Below are 21,703 nucleotides of genomic sequence, written 5' to 3'. Positions count from 1 at the left end.
GGGATCGGTCAGCCTCCCAGCCTAATGTGCGCCGGGAGGGTGTCCGATTCGCGCAGGTCAGACGGCGGTCAGGGGGCGGGTCGTGCACCGTCCGCCGCCGGTCCCGGCCGGGCGGCGCGGCACAGCTGCCCCGATTCCTCCGCGAGATCACACCAAGGTCATCGTGCGGGGGACGTCGGGCAGTACGGTCGCCCCGGGCGCCGGGCCCGAGGCGGTGCGGACCGTCCGGCACGTGCCCGACTCGCGCAGCCCCCGCGCCACCTTCGCCGCGGACTCGGTGTCGCGGGCGAGGAACGCGGTGGTCGGGCCGGAGCCCGAGACCAGCGCGGTGAGGGCGCCGGCGGCCCGGCCGGCCGCGAGGGTGCCGGCCAGCTCGGGGAAGAGGGAGAGGGCGGCGGGCTGGAGGTCGTTGGTGACGGCGGCGGCCAGCGCGTCGGGGTCGCCCGCGGCCAGCGCGTCGAACAGTTCCCGGGACGCGACGGGCTCGGGGATGTCCGTGCCCGCGCCGAGCCGGTCGAACTCCCGGAAGACCGCCGGGGTCGACAGGCCCCGGTCCGCCATCGCGAACACCCAGTGGAAGGTGCCGCCGACCTCCAGCGCGGTCAGCTTCTCGCCGCGCCCGGTGCCGAGGGCCGCCCCGCCGACCAGGCTGAACGGTACGTCGCTGCCCAACTCGGCGCAGATGTCGAGGAGTTCGGCGCGGGAGGCGCCGGTGCCCCAGAGCGCGTCGCAGGCGAGCAGCGCGCCAGCGCCGTCCGCGCTGCCGCCCGCCATGCCGCCGGCGACCGGGATGTCCTTGGCGATGTGCAGATGCACGTCGGGGGTGCGCCCGTACCGCTCGGCGAGGGCGATCGCCGCGCGCGCGGCGAGGTTCGTGGCGTCCAGCGGGACCTGGTCGGCGTCCGGACCGGTGCAGGTCACCCGCAGCCCGTCGGCGGGGGTGACCGTGACCTCGTCGTACAGGCCGACCGCCAGGAACACATTGGCCAGGTCGTGGAAGCCGTCGGGGCGGGCCGCGCCGACCGCGAGCTGGACGTTGACCTTGGCGGGGACACGTACCGTCACGCTCACTTAGCTGTTCTCCTCGCGCTGGGCGTGCTCGGCGATCCGCGCGAACTCCTCGACGGTCAGGGACTCCCCGCGCGCCTGCGGTGAGACGCCCGCGGCGACGAGGGCGGCCTCGGCGGCGGCCGCGGAGCCGGCCCACCCGGCGAGCGCGGCCCGCAGGGTCTTGCGGCGCTGGGCGAACGCCGCGTCGACGACGGCGAAGACCTCCCGCCTGGTGGCGGTGGTCCTGATCGGCTCGGTGCGCTTGACCAGGGAGACCAGCCCGCTGTCGACGTTCGGCGCGGGCCAGAAGACGTTGCGGCCGATGGCGCCGGCCCGTTTGACCTCCGCGTACCAGTTCGCCTTCACGGACGGCACGCCGTACACCTTGGAGCCGGGGGCGGCGGCGAGCCGGTCGGCGACCTCCGCCTGCACCATCACGAGGGTGCGTTCGATGCTGGGGAAGGTGTTCAGCATGTGCAGCAGGACGGGAACGGCGACGTTGTAGGGGAGGTTGGCGACCAGCGCGGTCGGCGGCGGGCCCGGCAGTTCGGCGACGTGCATCGCGTCGGAGTGCACCAGCGCGAAACGGTCGGCGCGCTCCGGCATCCGCGCGGCGACCGTCGCGGGCAGCGCCGCGGCCAGCACGTCGTCGATCTCCACCGCGGTGACCCGGTCGGCCGCCTCCAGCAGCGCGAGGGTGAGGGAGCCCAGGCCGGGCCCGACCTCCACCACCACGTCCTCGGGCCGGACGTCGGCGGTGCGGACGATGCGGCGGACCGTGTTCGCGTCGATGACGAAGTTCTGTCCGCGCTGCTTGGTGGGGCGTACGCCGAGGGCCGCCGCCAGCTCACGGACGTCGGCGGGGCCCAGAAGGGCGTCAGGGGTGGAGCTGCTCACGGGGCCAAGCCTAGGGCCTGTGGCGACGGGGTCGTCCCGGGTCAGCCGTGGAGGCGGGCGCCGCAGTGCGGCCAGGGGCTCGCGCCGCGCCGCAGATACAGCTTCTTCGCCCGCAGGGTCTGCTCGGCGGCGGAGGCGTCCTGGGGGCGGCCGGTGCCGCCGAGGCTGTGCCAGGTCCCGGTGTCGAACTGGTAGAGGCCGCCGTACGTGCCGGAGGGGTCGACCGCGCCCGGGCGCCCGCCGGACTCGCAGGCCGCGAGGCCCTGCCAATCGAGATGGTCGGCGCCCTGCACGGACGTCGGCAGCGGCTTCGTCCCCACCTTCACGATCTGGGAGGCCGGCTCGCGCACCAGCTCGGTGCGCAGCCGCCGCGGCTTCTGCCGGACCCCGTTGACGGTGCGCAGGGAGTACGTGACCCGCCGCAGACCCGGCTGGCCCGCCCGCTCGACGATCTCCGTGCCCCTGAACACCGCCGGGTCCTCGATCCGCTCCACGTCGAACGGGATCTGCTCCTCGCGGACCTCCTTGGTCCGGGTGATCCGCAGCACGGTGACGGTCTGTCCGTCGCGCGGGAAGCTGTGCGCCGGCACCGAGGTGGTGTCCTGGCCGCGCAGGGTGATCCCGGCGGCCTCGACGGCCTCCGCCACGGTGGCGACATTGGTGCGGACGGTGCGGGCGCGGCCGTCCGCCATGATCGTCACGGAGCGCTCGGTGCGCACTTCGAGCGCGAGGCCCTCCCGCCCGATGGGCCGGGAGCGCGGGGCGGACAGATGGGCGCCCTGGGCACGGACCCCCAGTTGCTCGAGCGCCCCCTCGACCGTCTGGGCCGTGGTCCACACCTCGCTCCGCCGGCCGTCCAGGGTGAGCCGGACCGGCCGCCCGTAGTGCACGGCGATCTCGTCACCGTCGGTGAGGGCCGCGCCGGGGGCGGGTTCGACGACGTCGTGCGCGCCCACCCGCAAGCCCTCCTCCGCGAGCAGTTCGGTCACGTCGTCGGCGAAGGTGTGCAGCCGGCGCGGCTCGCCGTCGACGTTCAGCTCCACGGCCTTGTCCTCGGCGACGAAGGCGGTGGTGCCGCCGGCGAGGAACGCCACGACCAGGGCCTGGGGCAGCAGGCGGCGCACCGGTCCGTCGACCCGCTCGGCGTAGCGGGGCCTGCGGCGGCGCGCGGACCGGCGGCCGGTTCCGGTGTACGGGTCGGGCTCGGGCGCCTCGTCGTCGTCCGCGGCGCCTGCCTGGCGCGGGAACAGCGTTTCGGGCACGGTGTCGTCCGCGGCGCCGGCCTCGTCCGGCGCGAAGGCCGCCCAGCGGGCCGTTTCGTACCCGGGTGCGTAGGTGTCGGCGCCGGTGTCGGGGACGGTGTCCACGTACGGATGCGGGTACGCGCCGCGCTGGGTCCCGTACGCCGTCTCGTACGTCACGCCGTACGCCAGCGTCTCCGCGGTGTGCGGATCGTAGGAGGCGTAGGGGTCGGAGGCGTAGGGGGTGGTGGCGTAGGGATCGCGGGCGTAGGGGTCGTAGGCGTACGGGTCGAAGACGTACGGGCCCGAGACGTGGGGGCCGGCGACGTAAGGGCCGCAGACGTAGCGATCGGGCGCGTAGGGGTCGTGGAAGCCGTAGTTGCTGCGGCAGGTGTGGCAGCCGTAGCGGTCGTGGGCGTGATCGACGGCATAGGCGTGATCGACGTCGTGGGCGTCGGGCACGTCGGAGGCGCCGTAAGGGTGGTGCGCCTCCCGCGCGTTGCGCGCGTAGTGCGGGTTGTTCACGCCGATACGCTCCTGGGTCCGGACGGTCCCGGGATGGACCGGGCCCAGAACCTAGCGGAGCGGTCGTCACTCTCCAAAGCGGCACGACTACGCACAGTGGCGATCATGTGTCCGGAAAGCTCCGCGCGAGCGGTGTGCCGGGGGTCGGCGTCAGTAGCCGAAGGCGCGTGCCGTGTTGGCGCCGACGGCCGCCGCCAGCGTGTCCTCGTCGACACCGCGCACGGCGGCCATGGCGCGCACCGTGACCGGAATCAGATACGGGGCGTTGGGCCGTCCGCGGTACGGCGCCGGGGTCAGGAAGGGCGCGTCCGTCTCCACCAGGACCAGCTCCGGCGGGGCCACCGCCAGCGCGTCGCGCAGGTTCTGGGCGTTCTTGAAGGTGACGTTGCCGGCGAAGGACATGTAGTAGCCGGCGCGGGCGCACACCTCGGCCATCTCCGCGTCGCCCGAGTAGCAGTGGAACACCGTCCGGTCCGGCGCGCCCTCCTCCTTCAGGACGCGCAGGACGTCGGCGTGGGCGTCGCGGTCGTGGATGACGAGCGCCTTGCCGTGCCGTTTGGCGATCTCGATATGGGCGCGGAAGGACCGCTCCTGCGCGTCCTTGCCCTCGGGGCCGGTGCGGAAATGGTCCAGTCCCGTCTCGCCGACGGCCTTCACCTCGGGCAGCGCGGCCAGCCGGTCGATCTCGGCGAGCGCCTCGTCGAGTCCGGCGTCCCCGCCGGGCCGCCGCGCGCCCTGCCGGGACCACCCGTCGGGGTCGCCGTGCACGATGCGCGGCGCCTCGTTGGGGTGCAGCGCGACGGCGGCGTGCACCTGCTCGTACGCCGCCGCCGTCCGTGCCGCCCACCGGGAGCCGTCGACGTCGCAGCCCACCTGGACGACCGTGGTCACACCCACCGAGGCGGCCTTGGCGAGTGCCTCCTCGACCGTGCCGGACTGCATGTCGAGGTGGGTGTGGGAGTCGGCGACCGGTACCCGGAGCGGTTCGGGCAGCGGCGGGGCTTCGGCGTGGGAAGGCATGCCTCGATCCTACGAAAGGACCGCACCGGCCCGAGCCGCCGGCCGTCTCAGCCGACCCGGCGCTGGAAGGGATGCAGCAGGTCGGACAGGTGCCAGTGGTGCCCGTCCGCGCGGGGCTCGGGCACCTTCGCCGGCGCATCCGTGCCCCGCTGCTGCCGCGACGCCGCGTTCCGCGCCGACGAGACCCGCCCGGCACCCATGATCCGCACGAGGTGCCCGTCGCAGTTGGCGCACGTGGGCCGGCTCAGCGGGGACGGCACCGGGCGGCCGTCCGCCACGTACCGCACGAACTCCTGGCCGGTGCCGTCGACGTGGTGCTCTATCTCGTACGACTGCTCCCAGCCGTGCCCGCAGCGCATGCAGGCGAAGGAGTACGACTCGTGGATGACGGCGGTCGCACCGTTGCGAGGGCCGGACTGACCTGTGATCTCGCTCATTGCCAGCTCCTGAGGTCCGCTGGTGGGACGGTCGCGTCCCACCACCCAGTGGACGCCGCGCACGGGGCGAATGCACGGGAGCTGTGCAGTATTGGAGCGGTCTTGGCCGTACCTTGCCGAAACCCCCTCGGGCCTTTGCCGCCGTATGGGAAACACCGGCGGCGGCCCCCGGATCAGCCCGCGCTCTTGGCCGCGACCACCGCGTCGAACACCACCCGCTTGGGCAGCCCCGCCTCCACCGCGACCGCCGCGATGGCCTCCTTGCGCCGCTCCCCGGCCTCCTCGCGCACCCGCACCCGGCGCACGAGCTCCCCGGCGTCCAGTTCCTGCGGGCCCTTGTCCGGCGCGCCCTCGACGACGACGGTGATCTCGCCGCGCACCCCGTCGGCCGCCCACCGCGCCAGCTCCGCCAGCGGGCCGCGCTTGACCTCCTCGTACGTCTTGGTCAGTTCGCGGCACACGGCGGCGCGGCGCTCGGCGCCGAACACCTCGGCCATCGCGGCGAGGGTGTCGTCGAGCCGGTGCGGAGCCTCGAAGTAGACCAGCGTCCGCCGCTCCTCGGCCACCTCGCGCAGCCGCGACAGCCGCTCGCCGGCCTTCCTCGGCAGGAACCCCTCGAAGCAGAACCGGTCCACGGGCAGTCCCGACAGCGCGAGCGCGGTCAGCACGGCGGACGGTCCGGGCACCGCGGTGACCTTGACGTCCTGCTCGACGGCCGCCGCGACGAGCCGGTACCCCGGGTCCGACACCGACGGCATCCCGGCGTCCGTCACCAGCAGCACGCGGGCGCCGCCCAGCAGTTCCTCGACGAGTTCCGGCGTACGGGCGGACTCGTTGCCCTCGAAGTAGGACACGACGCGCCCCTTGGGGGTGACCCCCAGGGCCTGGGTCAGCCGCCGCAGCCGCCGGGTGTCCTCGGCGGCCACCACGTCGGCGCCCGCCAGTTCCTCGGCGAGCCGGGGCGGGGCGTCCGCGACGTCGCCGATGGGAGTGCCTGCCAGTACAAGGATTCCGCTCACCCACCCATGGTCGCAGGGGCCCCGCGCGCGGGACGCATCCGGCCGGTACCACCCATGCACGGGACTCCCACAGCACGGTTCCCTACGATGGCGCGGTGACCAGTACCGCGTCCTCCACGGACACCCGGCAGGAGCAGGCCCCCCACGAGCGGCAACCCTCGTGGCAGCAGCGCCTGCGCCGCTTCGGATACGTGCCGGCCGGCTCCGGCGGCGACGTGCGGGACCGGCTGGTGCCGCCGTACGCGGAGCCCTCCCCGCGGCTGTGGGCGACGCTCGGCGTCCGGCACACGTTCGCCGCGAGGCTGACCCGCTGGTCGGGCTGGGCCGGTCCATTGCTGGTGACGCTGTTCGCGGGGGTGCTGCGGTTCTGGAACCTGGGCAGCCCCAAGGCGGTGATATTCGACGAGACCTACTACGCCAAGGACGCCTGGGCGACGGTCCACCGCGGGTTCGAGGTCAACTGGGAAAAGAACGTCAACGACCTGATCCTGTCGTCGGGCGGGAACGTGCCGATCCCGACGGACGCCGCGTACGTGGTGCATCCGCCGGTCGGCAAGTACGTCATCGGGCTCGGCGAGCTGATGTTCGGGTTCACCCCGTTCGGCTGGCGCTTCATGACGGCCCTGCTGGGCACGCTGTCGGTGCTGCTGCTGTGCCGGATCGGCCGCCGGCTGTTCCGCTCGACGTTCCTCGGCTGCCTGGCGGGCGGGCTGATGGCGGTGGACGGCCTGCACTTCGTGATGAGCCGCACCGCGCTGCTCGACGGGGTGCTGATGTTCTTCGTGCTGGCCGCCTTCGGCTGTCTGGTCGTCGACCGCGACAGGGCCCGTGAGCGGCTCGCCGCCGCGCTCCCGGTGGACGCCGACGGCCGGGTCCGCCCGGACGCGTACACCGCGGAGAACACCCGGACGGGGTGGCGCCCGTGGCGGCTGGCGGCCGGTGTGATGCTGGGCCTGGCCTTCGCCACCAAGTGGAACGGCCTGTACATCCTGGCGGCGTTCTGCGTGATGGCGGTCCTGTGGGACGTCGGCTCGCGCCGGGTGGCCGGCGCCCGCCACCCGTACCGGGCGGTCGTCCGGCGCGACCTGGGGTGGGCGTTCCTGTCGACGGTGCCGGTCGCCGTCGCGACCTACCTGGCCTCCTGGACCGGCTGGATCCTCTCCGCCACCGACGGGTCCGGCGGCTACTACCGCGACTGGGCCACGGCCGACGGCCGGACGAGCAACTGGTCCTGGCTGTTCCCGGACTGGTGGCGCAGCCTGTGGCACTACGAGAACCAGGTCTACGAGTTCCACGTCGGCCTGTCCTCGCCGCACACCTACGAGTCCAACCCGTGGAGCTGGCTCGTCATGGGCCGCCCGGTGTCGTACTTCTACGAGTCCCCGGCCCCCGGCAAGGACGGCTGCCCGGTCGACGCGGGCGAGAAGTGCGCCCGCGAGGTCCTCGCGCTGGGCACGCCGATGCTGTGGTGGGTGGGCTGTTTCGCGGTCCTGTACGTGCTGTGGCGCTGGTTCTTCCGGCGCGACTGGCGGGCGGGCGCCATCGCCTGCGCCGTCGCGGCCGGCTATCTGCCCTGGTTCCTGTACCAGGAGCGCACGATCTTCTTCTTCTACGCCGTCGTCTTCCTGCCGTTCCTGTGCCTGGCGGTGGCGATGCTGATCGGCGCGCTGGTCGGCCGCCAGGGCTCCACCGACACCCGTCGGGTGGTGGGCGCGACGGGCGCGGGCGTCCTGGTGCTGCTGATCGCGTGGAACTTCATCTACTTCTGGCCCATCTACACCGGCCAGACCATCCCGATCGACGACTGGCGTTCACGGATGTGGCTGGATACCTGGGTCTAGCCCTCGTTCCGAGCCGCACATCCGGTGAAACCGGACAGTGGTCTAACAATCAGAGAAACACCCGCCCCTCCCTCATCAGGGCCCGCCTAGAGTGCCAAGGTCCGCTACGGGGAGGGGGCGCGCGATGCGCAAGGGGGTCAAGGCTGCCGTCGTCGGCAGTGTGTTCGCCGTGATGGTGGGAGGGGCCGGGTACGGCGCCTACAACATCGCCTCCGCGCTGAACGGCGGGTCGGGCAGCGGGTCCGAGGCGGCGCGGACCGGGCCGCCCAGCGGCTCGGAGGTCGAGGAGACCTCGCGCGCGTTCTTCGCGGCCTGGGAGAAGGCGCAGGGGGCGAAGGCCGCGTCGTACACCGACAACGCGGTGGAGGCCGAGCCGCTGCTGGCGTCCTTCGGCCGGGAGGCGCACATCACCGATGTGCGGATCACCCCGGACGCCACCGAGGGCCGCACGGTGCCCTTCTCCGTGCGGGCGAAGGTGTCCTACGGCGGAAAGACCGAGCCGCTCGCCTACGACAGCAGCCTCACCGTCGTCCGCGGCGTCTCCAGCGGGCGGGCGCTGGTCGACTGGGATCCCGCCGTCGTCCATCCGAGCCTGAAGGACGGCGACCTCCTCGTCACCGAGGAGTCGGCGAACCCGCCCATCGAGGCGGTCGACCGCGACGGCACGGTCCTGACGAAGGAGAAGTACCCGTCCCTCGGCCCGATCCTGGACGAACTGCGGGCCCGCTACGGCGACAAGGCCGGCGGCACCCCGGGCGTCGAGCTGGCCGTCCGGCACACGGCGGCCGAGGCCGCCGACACCTCACTGCTGACCCTCTCGAAGGGCAAGCCGGGCCGGCTGCCGACGACGCTCAGCGCGAGCGTGCAGGCGGCGGCCGAGAAGGCGGTGCGGCGGTACGGCGAGTCGTCCGTGGTCGCGGTCAAGCCGAGCACCGGCGAGGTGCTCGCGGTGGCCAACCACCGCGAGGACGGCTGGAACGCGGCGTTCCTCGGCCAGGTGGCGCCGGGCTCCACCATGAAGATCGTCAGCGCGGCGACGCTCATCGACAACGGGCTCACCAGCATGAACGGTCCCGCGCCCTGTCCCGACTCGGCGATCTCGGAGAGCCAGACCTTCCACAATCTGGAGGGCATGACGCCGAACGACAACGCCACCCTGTCCGAGAGTTTCGCCCGCTCCTGCAACACCGCCTTCATCAAGTTCGCGGACGAGGTGCAGGTCGACTCCCTGACCCGGGAAGCCCAGCAGCGCTTCGGGCTCGGCCGGGACGACTGGAAGGTCGGTGTCCCCTCCTTCGACGGCTCGGTGCCCGCCTCCGGCGGCCCGGACACCGCCGCCAACCTGATCGGCCAGGGCCAGGTGCAGATGAGCCCGCTGAACATGGCCTCGGTGACCGCCACGGCCATGACGGGGGCCTTCCGCCAGCCGGTGATCGTGCCGCGGGGCCTGGACGACCGCGAGCTGGCCACGGCGCGGGGCCTGTCCGGCAACACCGTCGCCCAGCTGCGCGCCATGATGAACCGCACCGCCACCAGCGGCACCGCGGCGAGTGTGATGTCCGGGCTGGGCGGCGACATCGGGGCGAAGACCGGCTCCGCCGAGGTCGACGGCCGGGACAAGGCCGACAGCTGGTTCACCGGCTACCGCGGCGACGTCGCGGCGGCGGCCATGGCGCAGCAGGGCGGTCGCGGCGGCGAGTCGGCCGGCCCGATCGTCGCGGCCGTGCTGCGGGCGGGTGGCTGACGTCACCCGGGCAGGACGGGACTCTAGGGTGGTGCCGTCGTTGGGGACTGTGAGGGCCACGGGACCGGGACGGCCGGGCGGGGCCCACGGGCCCTGACCGCGGCGGGACCGGGCATGTTGCAAAGGATCGGGTGGCAGTGGGCAAGAGAAGGCGCGTCGCCGAGCGGCGGAACACAAGACCCGTCGTCGTCGGCGGGGTGATCGCCGCGGTCGTCGGCGTCGCCGGGATCGGCGCCTACGCCCTGCTCGGCGGCGGTGCCGCGGCCGAGGACGGCTCGACCTCCGCCGGCGAGAAGAAGTCGGTGCGCACCGGCCCCCTGTCGGCCGCCGAGGTCACCGGCGCGGCCCAGCGGTTCCTCACGGCCTGGCAGCAGGGCCGGGTGGCACGGGCGGCGGACGCCACGGACCACGCCGCGGCAGCGAAGTCCCTGCTGACCGGTTACACGAAGCAGGCCCACATCAAGGACGTCACGCTCACCCCGGGCACCCGCCAGGGCGACCGGCTGCCGTTCACGGTGAAGGGCACGGTGTCGTACAAGGGCGTCGACAAGCCTCTGTCGTACGGGAGTTCGCTCAAGGTCGTACGGCAGGACTCGGACGGCGCGCCGGTCGTGGCGTGGGAGCCGTCCGTCGTCCATCCCGATCTGCACGAGGGCGACCGGCTCGTCACCGGTGAGTCGGGCACGCCGCCGATCACGGCGCTGGACCGGGACGGCGGTGAGCTGACCGCGAAGGAGTACCCGTCGCTCGGGCTGGTGCTCGACGGCCTGCGCGAGAAGTACGGCAAGACCGCGGGCGGCAAGGCGGGCGTCGAACTCCAGGTGGTCCGCGGAAAGGCGTCCCAGGCCGAGAAGCTGTCCGACAAGACGATTCTGGAGCTGAGCGAGGGCACGCCGGGAGAGGTGAAGACCACGCTCAGCCCCACGATGCAGTCGGCCGCGGAGACCCAGGTGGCCTCGCGGGCACGGGCCTCGGTGGTGGTGCTGCGGCCCTCTACCGGCGAGATCCTCGCGGTCGCGAACTCCTCACGGGGCTTCAACACCGCGCTCCAGGGCTCGCTGGCGCCCGGCTCGACCATGAAGGTCATCACGTCGTCGCTGCTGATCGAGAAGGGCCTGGCGTCCGCGGACGAGCAGCATCCGTGCCCCAAGTACTTCTCGTACGGGGGCTGGAAGTTCCAGAACGACGACAAGTTCGAGATCAAGGGCGGCACGTTCAAGGCGAGCTTCGCGCGGTCCTGCAACACGGCGTTCATCAGCCAGGCCCCGGAGCTGGCCGACGACGACCTGACCAAGCAGGCGCAGCAGGTGTTCGGTCTGTCGCGGAACAACTGGGCGGTCGGTGTGCCGACCTTCGACGGCTCGGTGCCGGTGCAGTCCGACGCCTCGATGGCCGCGTCGCTCATCGGCCAGGGCGGTGTGCGGATGAACCCGCTGAACATGGCGTCGGTGTCGGCGACGATCAAGGCGGGCGTCTTCCGCCAGCCCTTCCTGGTGGACCCGTCCGTCGACGACCGCACCCTCGCCACGGCCTCGCGCAAGCTGTCCGCGTCGGCCCTGTCGCAGCTGCGGGACCTGATGTCCTACACGGCGGCGTACGGCACGGCCGCGGAGGCGATGGCCGGGGTGACCGGTGACGTCGGCGCGAAGACCGGCTCGGCCGAGGTCGACGGGCAGAAGAAGCCCAACGGCTGGTTCACGGCGTACCGCGGCGATCTGGCCGCCGCCGGTGTGGTCCAGGCGGCCGGGCACGGCGGCGAGACGGCGGGACCGATCGTGGCGGGGCTGCTGAAGCAGGGGGGCTGAACGGCGGGCCGGGCCGGACCCGGGTCAGCCGGCCACCGGTGTCGCCACCTGGTAGGTCCGCCGCAGGAAGCGGATCAGCGTCTTCGACTCGAACTGGACCACTGCCGTGCCCTGCGCGGAGTGGAACTCGACCACGACCTGTACACGCCCGCACGGCCAGACCCGGACGTCGCCGTCGCCGGCCGGTGCGCGCAGGCCCTGTTCGAGGAGGGCCCGGGAGAAGGTCCACTCGTGCGGGCCGGGCAGTCCGATGCGGACCGAGCGCGGATCGAGGTCGGGGTCGTAGCGCAGCACGACCGGAACCGCTCCCCGTTCCTCCAGCACCTGGACGTCGGTGTCGGTGACCATGCGGGCTCGCGCGTACTGCTCCACTACAGACATCGGACAGCCCCTTACCCTGCGCAGTCGGAGCGGAAGCTGCCAATCCGCTTTGCGTCCAATGTCGCACATTTCCTGGTTTTCGCCCTTCGGGCGGGTGGATCTCGCGCGTAGAACCGCTTAGCACAAGACATGGACTCGCTCTTGCAAGAGGTTCGCATTAAGCCACTATCATCGAACGGTGCATGTACCTGACGGATTCATCGACGCCCCCACCTCCGCGGTAGCCGGAGTCGTCGCCGCGGGCGCCGTCGCCGTGAGCCTGCGCGGCGCGCGCCGCGAGCTCGACGAGCGGACGGCACCGCTGGCCGGACTCGTGGCGGCGTTCATCTTCGCGGTCCAGATGCTCAACTTCCCGGTCGCGGCCGGGACCAGCGGGCATCTGCTTGGCGGCGCCCTCGCCGCGATACTCGTCGGCCCCTACACCGGCATGCTGTGCATATCCGTCGTCCTGCTCATGCAGGGCATCCTCTTCGCGGACGGCGGCCTGACCGCGCTGGGCGTGAACATCACCGACATGTCGATCGTCGGTGTCGCCGTCGCCTACATCGTCTTCCGCGGCCTGGTGAAGGTGCTGCCGCGCGGCCGGCGCACCGTCACGGCGGCGTCCTTCGTCGCCGCGGTGATCTCGGTGCCCGCCGCCGCGCTCGCCTTCACCCTGTTCTACGCCGTCGGCGGCACCACCGACGTCTCGATCGGGAAGGTCGCCGCCGCCATGGGCGGCGTCCACGTCCTCATCGGCATCGGCGAGGCCGTGATCACCGCGCTCACCGTCGGCGCCGTCATCGCCGTACGCCCGGACCTGGTGTACGGCGCCCGCGATCTGCGGCAGCCGCTGAAGCTGCGGGTCGGCGGCGAACTCGTCGACGCCCCCGCCGCCGACCCGGTCGCGGCGCCCGCCGCCCGCACCTCCCGGCGCACCCTGTGGGCCGGCGGCCTGGTCACCTCCCTCGTCCTCGCCGGGTTCGTGAGCTTCTACGCCTCCGCCAGCCCCGACGGTCTGGAGAAGGTCGCCGAGGACAAGGGATTCGCCGAGTCCGCCGAGGAGCACGCCAACGCCGACTCCCCGCTCGCCGACTACGGCGTCAGCAGCGTCGACGACGCCCGGCTGTCCGGCGGCCTCGCGGGCGTGATCGGCGTCGGCGTCACCGTCGTCGCGGGCAGCGCGGTCTTCTGGTCGGTGCGCCGCCGGCGCGGCGACGCCGAGGGGACCGACGTGTCCCCGGCCGGCACGAGCGTCTGACATGGGTGCCGGGCACGCCCACAAGCTCTACCGGGCGGGTTCGTCGCCCGTGCACGCCCTGCCGCCGCACACCAAGCTCGCCGCGACGTTCGCCTTCGTCCTCGTGGTGGTGTCCACGCCGCGCGAGGCGATGTGGGCGTTCGCGGCGTACGCCGTGCTGCTGGGCGTCGTCGCGGCCGTCGCGCGCGTACCGGCCGGGTTTCTGCTCAAACGGCTGCTGATCGAGGTGCCGTTCGTCGCGTTCGCCGTACTGCTGCCGTTCGTCGCGGAGGGCGAGCGGGTCGACGTGCTGGGCCTGTCGCTCAGCGTCAGCGGACTGTGGGGCGCCTGGAACGTGCTCGCCAAGGGCACGCTGGGCGTCGCCGCCTCCGTACTGCTGGCCTCCACCACCGAACTGCGCCAGCTGCTGCTCGGATTGCAGCGGCTCAGACTGCCGCCGCTGCTGGTGCAGATCGCCTCCTTCATGATCCGCTACGGCGACCTCATCACCGACGAGATGCGGCGGATGCGGATCGCGCGCGAGTCCCGCGGCTTCGAGGCCCGTGGCCTGCGGCACTGGGGAGTGCTGGCGAAGTCCGCCGGGGCGCTGTTCATCCGCTCCTACGAACGCGGCGAGCGCGTGCACCTCGCCATGGTCAGCCGCGGGTACGCCGGTGTCATGCCGGTGATCGACGAGGTGACCGCGTCCCGGGCGCAGTGGTCGTACGCCCTCGCCCTCCCCCTCACCGCCCTCGTCGTCTGCCTGCTGGGATGGACCCTGTGACTGCTTCCCTGGAGGTCTCCGGCCTCGCCTTCGCCTACCCCGACGGGCACCAGGCCCTGTTCGGCGTGGACTTCCGCGTCGAGCGCGGTGAGCGGGTCGCGCTGCTCGGGCCCAACGGCGCCGGCAAGACCACGCTGGTGCTGCACCTCAACGGCATCCTCAGCGGCGGCACGGGGGCGGTGCGGGTCGCCGGGCTGCCCGTGGGCAGGAAGCACATGGCGGAGATCCGGCGCCGGGTCGGCATCGTCTTCCAGGACCCGGACGACCAGCTGTTCATGCCGACCGTCCGGGAGGACGTCGCCTTCGGGCCGGCCGCGGCCGGGCTCGCGGGCGCCGAGCTGGAGGCGCGCGTGGACCGGGCGCTGGAGCAGGTGGGGATGACCGGGTTCAAGGACCGGCCCCCGCACCATCTGTCCTTCGGTCAGCGGCGCCGGGTCGCCGTGGCGACCGTACTGGCGATGGAGCCGGAGATCCTGGTCCTGGACGAGCCGTCGTCCAACCTCGACCCCGCCTCCCGCCGTGAACTGGCCGACATCCTGCGCTCCCTGGACGTGACCGTGCTCATGGTCACCCACGACCTGCCGTACGCCCTCGAACTGTGCCCGCGCTCGCTGATCCTGAGCGAGGGCGTGATCGCCGCCGACGGTCCGACCGGTGAGCTGCTGTCCGACGACGCCCTGATGCGCGCGCACCGGCTGGAGCTGCCCTTCGGCTTCGACCCGCGCTCCGTGCGCACCGGTTCGGGACGGACCTGACACCTCGGCGCACACCTTCCGGCGAGGGGAATCGCCGGCCCCGCGGGCGCGTTGCAGCCATCGTCGCAGGGTGCGAGCGGAACGGAGTACGGACGTGAAGGTGGACGGCACGGTCGCCGAGGGCTTCGAGCCGGTCAGGACGGCGTTCGTCAGGAACTTCGAGACGCTCGGGGACCGCGGTGCCGCGGTGGCCGTGTACCGCGACGGGCGCAAGGTCGTCGACCTGTGGGGCGGCACACGCGACTTCGACGGCGCCGAGCCGTGGCAGCGGGGCACCGCCCAGATCGTGCGGTCCGCGACGAAGGGCGTCGCCGCCGCCGCGGTCCTGCTGCTGCACCAGCGCGGCGAACTGGACCTGGACGCGCCGGTCGGTGAGTGGTGGCCGGAGTACAAGGCCGCCGGCAAGGACCGGACGCTCGTCCGGCATCTGCTCTCCCACCGGGCCGGGGTGCCGGTGCTGGACCGCCCGCTGACCCCGCGGGAGGCGGCCGACCCGGACGCGGGCGCCGCCGCGGTCGCCGCGCAGGCCCCGGTGTGGGAGCCGGGGACCGACCACGGTTACCACGCGCAGACCTTCAGCTGGCTGATCGGCGAACTGGTGCGCCGGGTCACCGGGCGGCCGGTCGGCGAGTGGATCGCGGACGAGGTCGCGGGACCGGCCGGCGCCGATCTGTGGCTCGGGCTGCCCGCGGACCGGGCCGCGCGGGCCGGACGCGTCGGACAGATACCGGAGGCGGCCGCGGCCGGCGGGCTGCGGACCCGTCCGAAGCGTGCCGTGGCCGACGCGTACGCCGATCCCGGCTCCCTCACCCGCCGTGCCTTCGCCGCGATCACACCGCTGCCCGACGAGAACGACCCCGCCTATCGCGCGGCCGCCCTCCCCGCCTCCAACGGCATCGCCACCGCCGACGGACTGGCCCGTGTGTACGCCGCGCTGATCGGCGAGGTGGACGGCGGACGGCGCCTGTTCACGCCGGGGACGACGACGCTCGCCCGCACCGAGCAGTCCGCCGGTCCCGACCGCACCCTGGTCGTCCCCACCCGGTACGGCCTCGGCCACATGCTGCACGGCACCGCGTCCCCGCTGCTGTCGCCCGCGTCCTTCGGCCACCCCGGCCGGGGCGGTGCCCTCGGCTTCGCCGACCCGGACTCGGGCATCGCGTTCGGCTATGTGACGAACGGCTTCCACCGGAGCGTGACGGCGGACCCGAGGGCGCAGGCGCTGGTCCGGGCGGTGCGCGAAGCCGTCGCCGGGGGCCCGTCCGGTGGGCCGGGCCGCGCGGCGGCGGCGGTCAGTTCGTGACGGGCCGGAACTGCCACGCCTGACGCAGATCGGCCTCCCGCCGGTACTGGAGGTCGACCCGGAGCGGGGAGACCAGCAACGGGCTCTGGCCGAGCACCAGATCACTGCCCGGGGCCGTCACACGGAACCCGCCGAAGGCGCCGCTCGGGGCGAGGCCCCATTCGAACGGGGTGGTGGTCGCCACGGCGAACCGGTGGGGGTGGAACGTGCCCTGGTGCCCCATGTAGACGTTGCCGCCGAGGTTCCGCAGGGCGATGTTGCCGTGGGTGAGCGCCACCACCTCCCACTCCTGTGCCTCGTGACCGGGCGGCAGGATGACGAGGGGCTCGTTGATCCGCCCGGCGGTGAGGAGGTTCCCGGGGCCGAGGGCGATGGTGTACGTCCCGGCGGCCAGCGGGGCCGGCCGGGCGGAGGAGGCCGCCCGGGCGGCACCCGCGGTGAACAGGGCCGCCAGACCGGTGGCGGCGGCGGTACCGAGCGCGCGGCGTCGGCTCAGAGACTGTTGCGTCATGCGCGGATGGTGCCGCGCCGCCACCTTCGTGAACCCGTCGCTGACCCGTTTTGCCAGGGCATTTCGCCCGGTCGGGCGACCAGCCCCGGGCCCTTCGCGGTCACGGGCCGGACGGTCGGACGCGGATCGGGCGCTCAGACGTGGATCGGGTGCGAGGTGCGACCGGTCACCGCGTCGATCTCGTCGTGCGCTTTGGTGAGCAGCAGCATGGCGAGTTCGTTGAGTGCCCTCGCCCCCGCTATCTCCTCGCCGACCCTCGGCTGGTTCTCGTCGGTGTGGTGCCGGCTGGCATGCCCGTGGGCCCGGACCTCGGACCCGTCGGGCAGGCGCACCAGTGCCGCCGATTTGGTGTGCAGGTCGTCCTCCTCGAACTCCAGCTCGACATGCCATCCCACAGTGGTCTGCGTCGTCACGGTGATCACCTCCGGAACGCCTGTCTCCAGGCTTGTTTCCAGAGTGCGCCTTCGGTGCCGGGGTTGTCGCGTTCCCGTCGCACCGGCGCCGCGGTCCGCGCCGCCCTCACCGTCCCGCGGCCGGGGGTCCGGCCTCACCCGGAATGCAGTATCAGCCCGATCCCGATCACCAGCAGCCCGGCGGCGGCCATCCTCGGCAGACCGAACCGCTCCTTGAAGACCACCGCACCGATGGCCGCGCCCACCAGGATCGAGGACTCGCGCAGCGCGGCGATGGGCGCGAGTTCGGCCTCGGTCTGGGCCCAGAGCACGAGCGCGTACGCGGCGACCGACATCGCGGCGCCGAGCAGTCCGAGGCGGGCGAAGGGCGCCAGCAGCCGGGGCGCTTCAGCGCGCCAGCGGTACAGGGCGTATGCCGGGATCAGGCTGCCCTGCAACGCCATCAGCCAGGCGATGTACCCCAGCGGCGAACCCGAGGCCCGTACGCCCAGCCCGTCGACCAGGGTGTACGCGGCGATGGTCGCCCCGGTGGCGAGCGCCGCGCCGATCGCCGGCCAGTCGGGGCGGCGTCCGCGCAGTCCCCACAGCGCGACCCCGGTCAGTCCGGCACAGGACAGCGCGATCCCCGCGGCGGCCCAGCCGTCCGGCACCTCGTGCGCGAAGACCGCCGCGAGGGCGGTGACCACCAGCGGCGCGGTGCCGCGCGCGATGGGATAGGCCTGCCCGAAGTCGCCGAGCCGGAACGACCTCATCAGCAGCGCGTAGTACACGATGTGAATGGCGGCCGAGGTGAACAGGTACGGCCACGCGGCCGCCGCCGGGAACGCCACGAACGGCACGGCCGCCAGCCCGATCAGCAGCCCGCCGCCCGAGATGAGCGTGAACCCGACCAGTTTGTCGGTGATGCGGTGCGCGATGGCGTTCCACCCGGCGTGGGTGACCGCGGCCGCGAGTACCGCGGCGGTGACCAGCGGCGTCACGCGGTCCGCTCGCGCACGTCCACCAGCGCGGCACCGGCGTGGGCGATCAACTCCCCGGGTGCCATGGGGAACACGGCGTGCGGATCGCCCGCCGCGGCCCACACGACGTCGTGCGCGAGCAGCGACCGGTCGGCCAGGACCCGCGTCCTCGTCCGGTGCCCGAAGGGCGGTACGCCGCCGATCGCGTACCCCGTGGTCTCCCGTACGACGTCCGCCTGGGCCCGGGTGACCCGTTCGGCACCGAGTTCCTCGCGGACCCGCTCCACGTCGACCCGGGACGCCCCGTCCATGAGCACCAGCACCGGTACGCCGTCCGCGGCGAAGATCAGGGACTTGCAGATCTGGCTCAGCTCGCAGCCGATCGCCGCCGCGGCCTCGGCGGCGGTGCGGGTGGCGTCCGGGAAGCGGCGGATCCGGGTGTGCAGCCGGTCGAGGCCCAGCTCGCCGAGGGCCGCGGCGAAGCGGGGGTGGGCTGCGGAGTCGGAAGTGGTCATGGCCCGCACGCTAGCGGTACGTGTACGGCACATGCGACCGGATTCGGATACGGCGCTCCGCGCACCGCGGGTGAGGGAACGTCAACCTCCATACACCGCACCGGTGTTGACGGACCCGCGCACGAAGAGGCCGGTGAGGGCTGCCCCGTCCCCACGGAACCCTCACCGGCCGGCCCGGTGCCGGATGCCGAACGTCAGGCGCGCACCAGCTGCTTCTCCTCGCCGGCCGCGCGGTCCGGGCCGGACATCGTGCGCAGGCCCTCGCCCTCGACGTCCACGTCGGGCAGGACGCGGTCCAGCCACTTCGGCAGCCACCACGCCTTGCCGCCGAGCAGGGCGAGGACCGCCGGGACGACGGCCATGCGGACCACGAACGCGTCGAAGAAGACGGCCACCGCGAGGCCGAAGCCGATCATCTTCACCATGGACTCGCCGGAGCCGATGAAGCCGGCGAACACCGCGATCATGATCACCGCGGCGGCGGCGACCACCCGCGCGCCGTGCCGGAAGCCGGTCACCACGGCTTGGCCGGGCTTCTCGCCGTGGACGTGGGCCTCCCGCATCCGGGTCACGAGGAAGACCTCGTAGTCCATCGCGAGACCGAAGACCACGCCCACCATGAAGATCGGCATCATCGACATGATCGGGCCGGTCTCCTCGACACCGATGAGCCCGGCGAGCCAGCCCCACTGGAAGACCGCGACCACGGCGCCGAGCGCCGCCAGCACGCTCAGCAGGAACCCGAGGGCCGCCTTGAGCGGGACGAGGATCGACCGGAAGACGGCGATCAGCAGCAGGAACGCGAGGCCGACCACCAGGGCCAGGTACGGGACCAGCGCGTCGTTCATCCGCTGCGAGAAGTCGATGTTCATCGCAGTGGACCCGGTGACCAGCACGTGCGCACCCGAGTCCGCCTCGATGCCGGTGCCCGCGTCGCGGATCGCGTGGACCAGGTCCTCGGTCTGGGTCGAGGAGGGCTTGGAGTCCGGGATCACGGTGATGGTGAAGGTGTCACCGGCCTTGTTGGGCCGCGCCGGGGTCACCGTGGTGACACCCGCCATCTCCTCGACCTCGCCGGTCACCGTGGTGGCGGCCTCCTCGGGGTCGTCGCTGGCGCGGGCGTCCACCACGACCAGCAGCGGGCCGTTGAAGCCGGGGCCGAAGCCCTCGGAGAGCAGGTCGTAGGCCCGGCGCTGGGTGGTCGACGTCGGCTGCGAGCCGTCGTCCGGCAGGCCCAGTTCCAGGGAGCCGACCGGCACCGCGGCGGCGCCCAGGCCGATGACACCGAGCAGCAGGACGGCGAGCGGACGGCGGACGACGAAGCTCGCCCAGCGCGTGCCCATGTTCGGCCGGCTCCCGGCACCCTCGGACCCGCGGCCGCCGAGCAGCCTGCTCCGGGCGCCGGCCGGCTGGACCCTGCGGCCGGCGTAGCCGAGCAGCGCGGGGATCATGGTCAGCGCGATCAGTACGGCGATGACGACGGTGCCCGCCGCCGCGAGGCCCATCTTGGTCAGCATCGGGATGTTCACGACCGCGAGACCGGCCAGGGCGATCACGACGGTCAGGCCCGCGAAGACCACCGCCGAGCCCGCCGTGCCGACGGCGCGGCCGACGGCCTCCTCGCGGTCGCGGCCCTCGGCGAGTTCGGCCCGGTAGCGGGAGACGACGAACAGCGCGTAGTCGATGCCGACGGCGAGGCCGATCATCATGGCCAACGTCGAGGTGGTGGAGCCGAGTTCGAGTGCGTCGGCCAGCGCCGTGATGGTGGAGACGCCGATGCCCACGCCGATGAGCGCCGTGAGCAGCGGCAGGCCGGCGGCGACCAGCGAGCCCAGGGTGACGACCAGCACGACCGCGGCGACCGCGATACCGATGATCTCGGTGGAGCCGGTCTCGGGTGCCGCCTGGAGCGCGTCACCGCCGACCTCCACGGTCAGCCCGGCGTCCCGCGCGTTCTGCGCCGCGTCCTCCAGGGCTTCCTTGGTCGACTCCGCGAGCTCCATGCCGGCGGCGTCGTACTGCACCGACGCGTAGGCGACCGTGCCGTCCCGGCTGATCGCCTTCGCGGCGTACGGTTCGGCGACCGAGGCGACCTCGGAGCCGTCCGACAGCTCCTCGACGGTCTCCTCGACGGTCGCGCGGGGGCCGGCGTCGGTCATCTTCCCGCCGTCGGGGGCCTTGAAGACGACGCGGGCGGTCGCTCCGTCGGCACTCGTGCCGGGGAAGCGCTCCTCCAGCAGGTCGAAGGCCTTCTGGGCCTCGGTGCCGGGGATGGAGAAGGATCCGCTGCCGGCCGCGGGGGCACTGGCCGCGCCGACACCGGCGAGCGTCAGCAGCGCGACCCAGATCAGGGCGACGAGATGCCGTCGCCGGAAGGCGAGCCGGCCGAGTTTGTAGAGAAACGTGGCCACGAGGGCGTACTCCCGGTCAGGTCGTGGGGTGTTCGGGCAGGGGTGATCAACCCGTGGGGAGGCAGGGGTGATCGTCCCGACGACGTGAGCGGTCGCGTCAGGTGGAGGTTGAGGTGGAGGTGGAGGTGCGGGGACTCAGCCGGTGGAGACGCCGAGAGCGGGGAGCATCACGGCGTCGATGTACGAGGTGAGGAAGGCGTTCGTGGGCGGCAGGTCGTCGATCAGCCACCGGGTGGTGAAAGCGCCGAGCATCATGTGCACGACGTAGCCCAGCGCGGGGTTGTCCGCACGGACCTCGCCCCGGTCGACGGCACGCCGCAGCACCCGGTGGAACTCGTTCATCTCGGGCTCGACGATCAGTTCCTTGAAGGCCCGCAGAAGGTCCGGGTTGGTGTGCATGGCCATGGCCAGGCCCCGCATGAGCGCGGCGTTCTGCGCCATGACGCAGTCGTCCTCACGGGCCACCAGGGCGTGCAGGTCCTCCCGCAGCGACCCGGTGTCGACGTCGGCGAGGCCGCCCGGCTTGTAGTGCCGGATCGCCTTCGCGACCAGCTCGGCCTTGCCGCCCCACTGGCGGTAGAGGGTGGCCTTGCTGGAATGCGTGCGGGCGGCCACCGCGTCCATGGTGAGGGTGTCGTAACCGACTTCCCGGAGCAGATCGAGCACGGCTCCGTAGAGCTCGGCCTCGCGTGCGGGCGTGAGACGACTGCGACGCGCCGTTGCGGCCTCAGCCATGCCACTCACCTTCTTCTGCTCCGTCGGATGTGCCGAACGGCACTGTTTCGTACAGGACGACGATAGCGCAGCCATTCATCGAAACGAAACGGTTTCGTACGTGTCGCGCGTCACGTGCCTCCGGCGGCACGAGTTGCT

At 72.8% G+C, this 21,703-nt stretch carries 20 protein-coding genes; 7 read left to right on the top strand and 13 right to left on the bottom strand.

Features of this window, described 5'->3' with window-relative positions; translation table 11 throughout:
* Positions 1-147 precede the first annotated feature (147 nt).
* The 6 genes from DN051_RS22840 to rsmI form a co-directional block, all read right to left on the bottom strand.
* A complete protein-coding gene (locus DN051_RS22840; RefSeq protein ID WP_053761002.1) occupies positions 148-1,071 on the bottom strand; it encodes a 4-(cytidine 5'-diphospho)-2-C-methyl-D-erythritol kinase in 924 nt (307 codons plus the stop codon).
* Positions 1,072-1,947, bottom strand: coding sequence for a 16S rRNA (adenine(1518)-N(6)/adenine(1519)-N(6))-dimethyltransferase RsmA (rsmA, locus tag DN051_RS22835; RefSeq protein WP_112439399.1), 876 nt, complete (start codon positions 1,945-1,947; stop codon positions 1,072-1,074).
* 41 nt (positions 1,948-1,988) lie between these two features.
* Positions 1,989-3,368 carry a resuscitation-promoting factor gene (locus DN051_RS22830; protein WP_246041113.1) on the bottom strand — a complete coding sequence of 460 codons (1,380 nt, stop codon included), beginning with the start codon at positions 3,366-3,368 and terminating at the stop codon, positions 1,989-1,991.
* A 495-nt stretch (positions 3,369-3,863) separates the two neighbouring features.
* A complete protein-coding gene (locus tag DN051_RS22825; protein WP_112439398.1) occupies positions 3,864-4,733 on the bottom strand; it encodes a TatD family hydrolase in 870 nt (289 codons plus the stop codon).
* Between the two features lie 47 nt (positions 4,734-4,780).
* A complete protein-coding gene (locus DN051_RS22820; RefSeq protein ID WP_053760999.1) occupies positions 4,781-5,170 on the bottom strand; it encodes a hypothetical protein in 390 nt (129 codons plus the stop codon).
* A gap of 173 nt (positions 5,171-5,343) precedes the next feature.
* Entirely contained in the window at positions 5,344-6,189 is an 846-nt protein-coding gene (gene rsmI / locus DN051_RS22815) for a 16S rRNA (cytidine(1402)-2'-O)-methyltransferase (RefSeq protein WP_053760998.1), read from the bottom strand.
* 95 nt (positions 6,190-6,284) lie between these two features.
* Between rsmI and DN051_RS22810 the strand changes: the two genes are divergently transcribed.
* The 3 genes from DN051_RS22810 (at position 6,285) to DN051_RS22800 (ending at position 11,579) form a co-directional block, all read left to right on the top strand.
* Positions 6,285-8,030, top strand: coding sequence for a dolichyl-phosphate-mannose--protein mannosyltransferase (locus DN051_RS22810; RefSeq protein ID WP_053760997.1), 1,746 nt, complete (start codon positions 6,285-6,287; stop codon positions 8,028-8,030).
* A gap of 124 nt (positions 8,031-8,154) precedes the next feature.
* Positions 8,155-9,774 carry a penicillin-binding transpeptidase domain-containing protein gene (locus DN051_RS22805; protein ID WP_112439397.1) on the top strand — a complete coding sequence of 540 codons (1,620 nt, stop codon included), beginning with the start codon at positions 8,155-8,157 and terminating at the stop codon, positions 9,772-9,774.
* A 137-nt stretch (positions 9,775-9,911) separates the two neighbouring features.
* Positions 9,912-11,579, top strand: a complete 1,668-nt coding sequence (locus tag DN051_RS22800) for a penicillin-binding transpeptidase domain-containing protein (protein ID WP_112439396.1) — start codon at positions 9,912-9,914, stop codon at positions 11,577-11,579.
* 24 nt (positions 11,580-11,603) lie between these two features.
* Here DN051_RS22800 and DN051_RS22795 read toward each other — a convergent pair whose 3' ends face one another.
* The gene (locus tag DN051_RS22795) at positions 11,604-11,960 is read right to left on the bottom strand and encodes an SsgA family sporulation/cell division regulator (RefSeq protein ID WP_053760994.1); all 357 of its coding nucleotides are present in this window, start codon (positions 11,958-11,960) and stop codon (positions 11,604-11,606) included.
* A gap of 178 nt (positions 11,961-12,138) precedes the next feature.
* Here DN051_RS22795 and DN051_RS22790 point away from each other — a divergent pair, with 178 nt between their 5' ends.
* From DN051_RS22790 to DN051_RS22775, 4 genes are all read left to right on the top strand, one after another.
* Positions 12,139-13,200 carry an energy-coupling factor ABC transporter permease gene (locus DN051_RS22790; RefSeq protein ID WP_053760993.1) on the top strand — a complete coding sequence of 354 codons (1,062 nt, stop codon included), beginning with the start codon at positions 12,139-12,141 and terminating at the stop codon, positions 13,198-13,200.
* Between the two features lies 1 nt (position 13,201).
* On the top strand, positions 13,202-13,963 hold the full coding sequence (gene cbiQ, locus DN051_RS22785; protein ID WP_053760992.1) for a cobalt ECF transporter T component CbiQ: 762 nt from the start codon (positions 13,202-13,204) through the stop codon (positions 13,961-13,963).
* Positions 13,951-14,718: an energy-coupling factor ABC transporter ATP-binding protein gene (locus DN051_RS22780; protein WP_053760991.1), complete on the top strand. Its 768-nt coding sequence runs from the start codon at positions 13,951-13,953 to the stop codon at positions 14,716-14,718. The genes cbiQ and DN051_RS22780 overlap by 13 nt, the downstream gene beginning before the upstream one ends.
* A 94-nt stretch (positions 14,719-14,812) precedes the next feature.
* Positions 14,813-16,021 (top strand): serine hydrolase domain-containing protein, encoded by a 1,209-nt coding sequence (locus DN051_RS22775; protein ID WP_112439395.1) that lies wholly within the window; start codon positions 14,813-14,815, stop codon positions 16,019-16,021.
* Here the strand turns inward: DN051_RS22775 and DN051_RS22770 are convergent.
* From DN051_RS22770 to DN051_RS22745, 6 genes are all read right to left on the bottom strand, one after another.
* Positions 16,011-16,532 carry a hypothetical protein gene (locus tag DN051_RS22770; protein WP_112439394.1) on the bottom strand — a complete coding sequence of 174 codons (522 nt, stop codon included), beginning with the start codon at positions 16,530-16,532 and terminating at the stop codon, positions 16,011-16,013. The two genes, DN051_RS22775 and DN051_RS22770, sit on opposite strands and share 11 nt — an antisense overlap.
* A gap of 134 nt (positions 16,533-16,666) precedes the next feature.
* Positions 16,667-16,945 carry a DUF1876 domain-containing protein gene (locus tag DN051_RS22765; protein WP_053761041.1) on the bottom strand — a complete coding sequence of 93 codons (279 nt, stop codon included), beginning with the start codon at positions 16,943-16,945 and terminating at the stop codon, positions 16,667-16,669.
* A gap of 134 nt (positions 16,946-17,079) precedes the next feature.
* Positions 17,080-17,925: an EamA family transporter gene (locus DN051_RS22760; protein WP_112439393.1), complete on the bottom strand. Its 846-nt coding sequence runs from the start codon at positions 17,923-17,925 to the stop codon at positions 17,080-17,082.
* Positions 17,922-18,419 (bottom strand): YbaK/EbsC family protein, encoded by a 498-nt coding sequence (locus tag DN051_RS22755; protein ID WP_053760987.1) that lies wholly within the window; start codon positions 18,417-18,419, stop codon positions 17,922-17,924. Before DN051_RS22755 ends, DN051_RS22760 begins: the two co-directional genes overlap by 4 nt.
* Positions 18,420-18,613: 194 nt before the next feature.
* A complete protein-coding gene (locus DN051_RS22750) occupies positions 18,614-20,830 on the bottom strand; it encodes an MMPL family transporter (protein ID WP_112439392.1) in 2,217 nt (738 codons plus the stop codon).
* A 135-nt stretch (positions 20,831-20,965) separates the two neighbouring features.
* Complete coding sequence (locus tag DN051_RS22745) at positions 20,966-21,565, bottom strand: TetR/AcrR family transcriptional regulator (protein WP_053760985.1); 600 nt, start codon at positions 21,563-21,565, stop codon at positions 20,966-20,968.
* Positions 21,566-21,703 lie beyond the last annotated feature (138 nt).

This window comes from Streptomyces cadmiisoli (assembly GCF_003261055.1).
Taxonomy (GTDB): domain Bacteria; phylum Actinomycetota; class Actinomycetes; order Streptomycetales; family Streptomycetaceae; genus Streptomyces; species Streptomyces cadmiisoli.
Note: the sequence above shows the minus strand (reverse complement) of the source record. Positions and strands in the feature narration are given on the sequence as shown.

What these genes read in the sequence shown, in the direction of transcription:
- DN051_RS22825 (WP_112439398.1), bottom strand. Translation starts at nt 4,733, where the DNA reads ATGCCTTCCCACGCCGAAGCCCCGCCGCTGCCCGAACCGCTCCGGGTA.
- DN051_RS22820 (WP_053760999.1), bottom strand. Translation starts at nt 5,170, where the DNA reads ATGAGCGAGATCACAGGTCAGTCCGGCCCTCGCAACGGTGCGACCGCC.
- DN051_RS22805 (WP_112439397.1), top strand. Translation starts at nt 8,155, where the DNA reads ATGCGCAAGGGGGTCAAGGCTGCCGTCGTCGGCAGTGTGTTCGCCGTG.
- DN051_RS22795 (WP_053760994.1), bottom strand. Translation starts at nt 11,960, where the DNA reads ATGTCTGTAGTGGAGCAGTACGCGCGAGCCCGCATGGTCACCGACACC.
- cbiQ (WP_053760992.1), top strand. Translation starts at nt 13,202, where the DNA reads ATGGGTGCCGGGCACGCCCACAAGCTCTACCGGGCGGGTTCGTCGCCC.
- DN051_RS22780 (WP_053760991.1), top strand. Translation starts at nt 13,951, where the DNA reads ATGGACCCTGTGACTGCTTCCCTGGAGGTCTCCGGCCTCGCCTTCGCC.
- DN051_RS22770 (WP_112439394.1), bottom strand. Translation starts at nt 16,532, where the DNA reads ATGACGCAACAGTCTCTGAGCCGACGCCGCGCGCTCGGTACCGCCGCC.
- DN051_RS22755 (WP_053760987.1), bottom strand. Translation starts at nt 18,419, where the DNA reads ATGACCACTTCCGACTCCGCAGCCCACCCCCGCTTCGCCGCGGCCCTC.
- DN051_RS22745 (WP_053760985.1), bottom strand. Translation starts at nt 21,565, where the DNA reads ATGGCTGAGGCCGCAACGGCGCGTCGCAGTCGTCTCACGCCCGCACGC.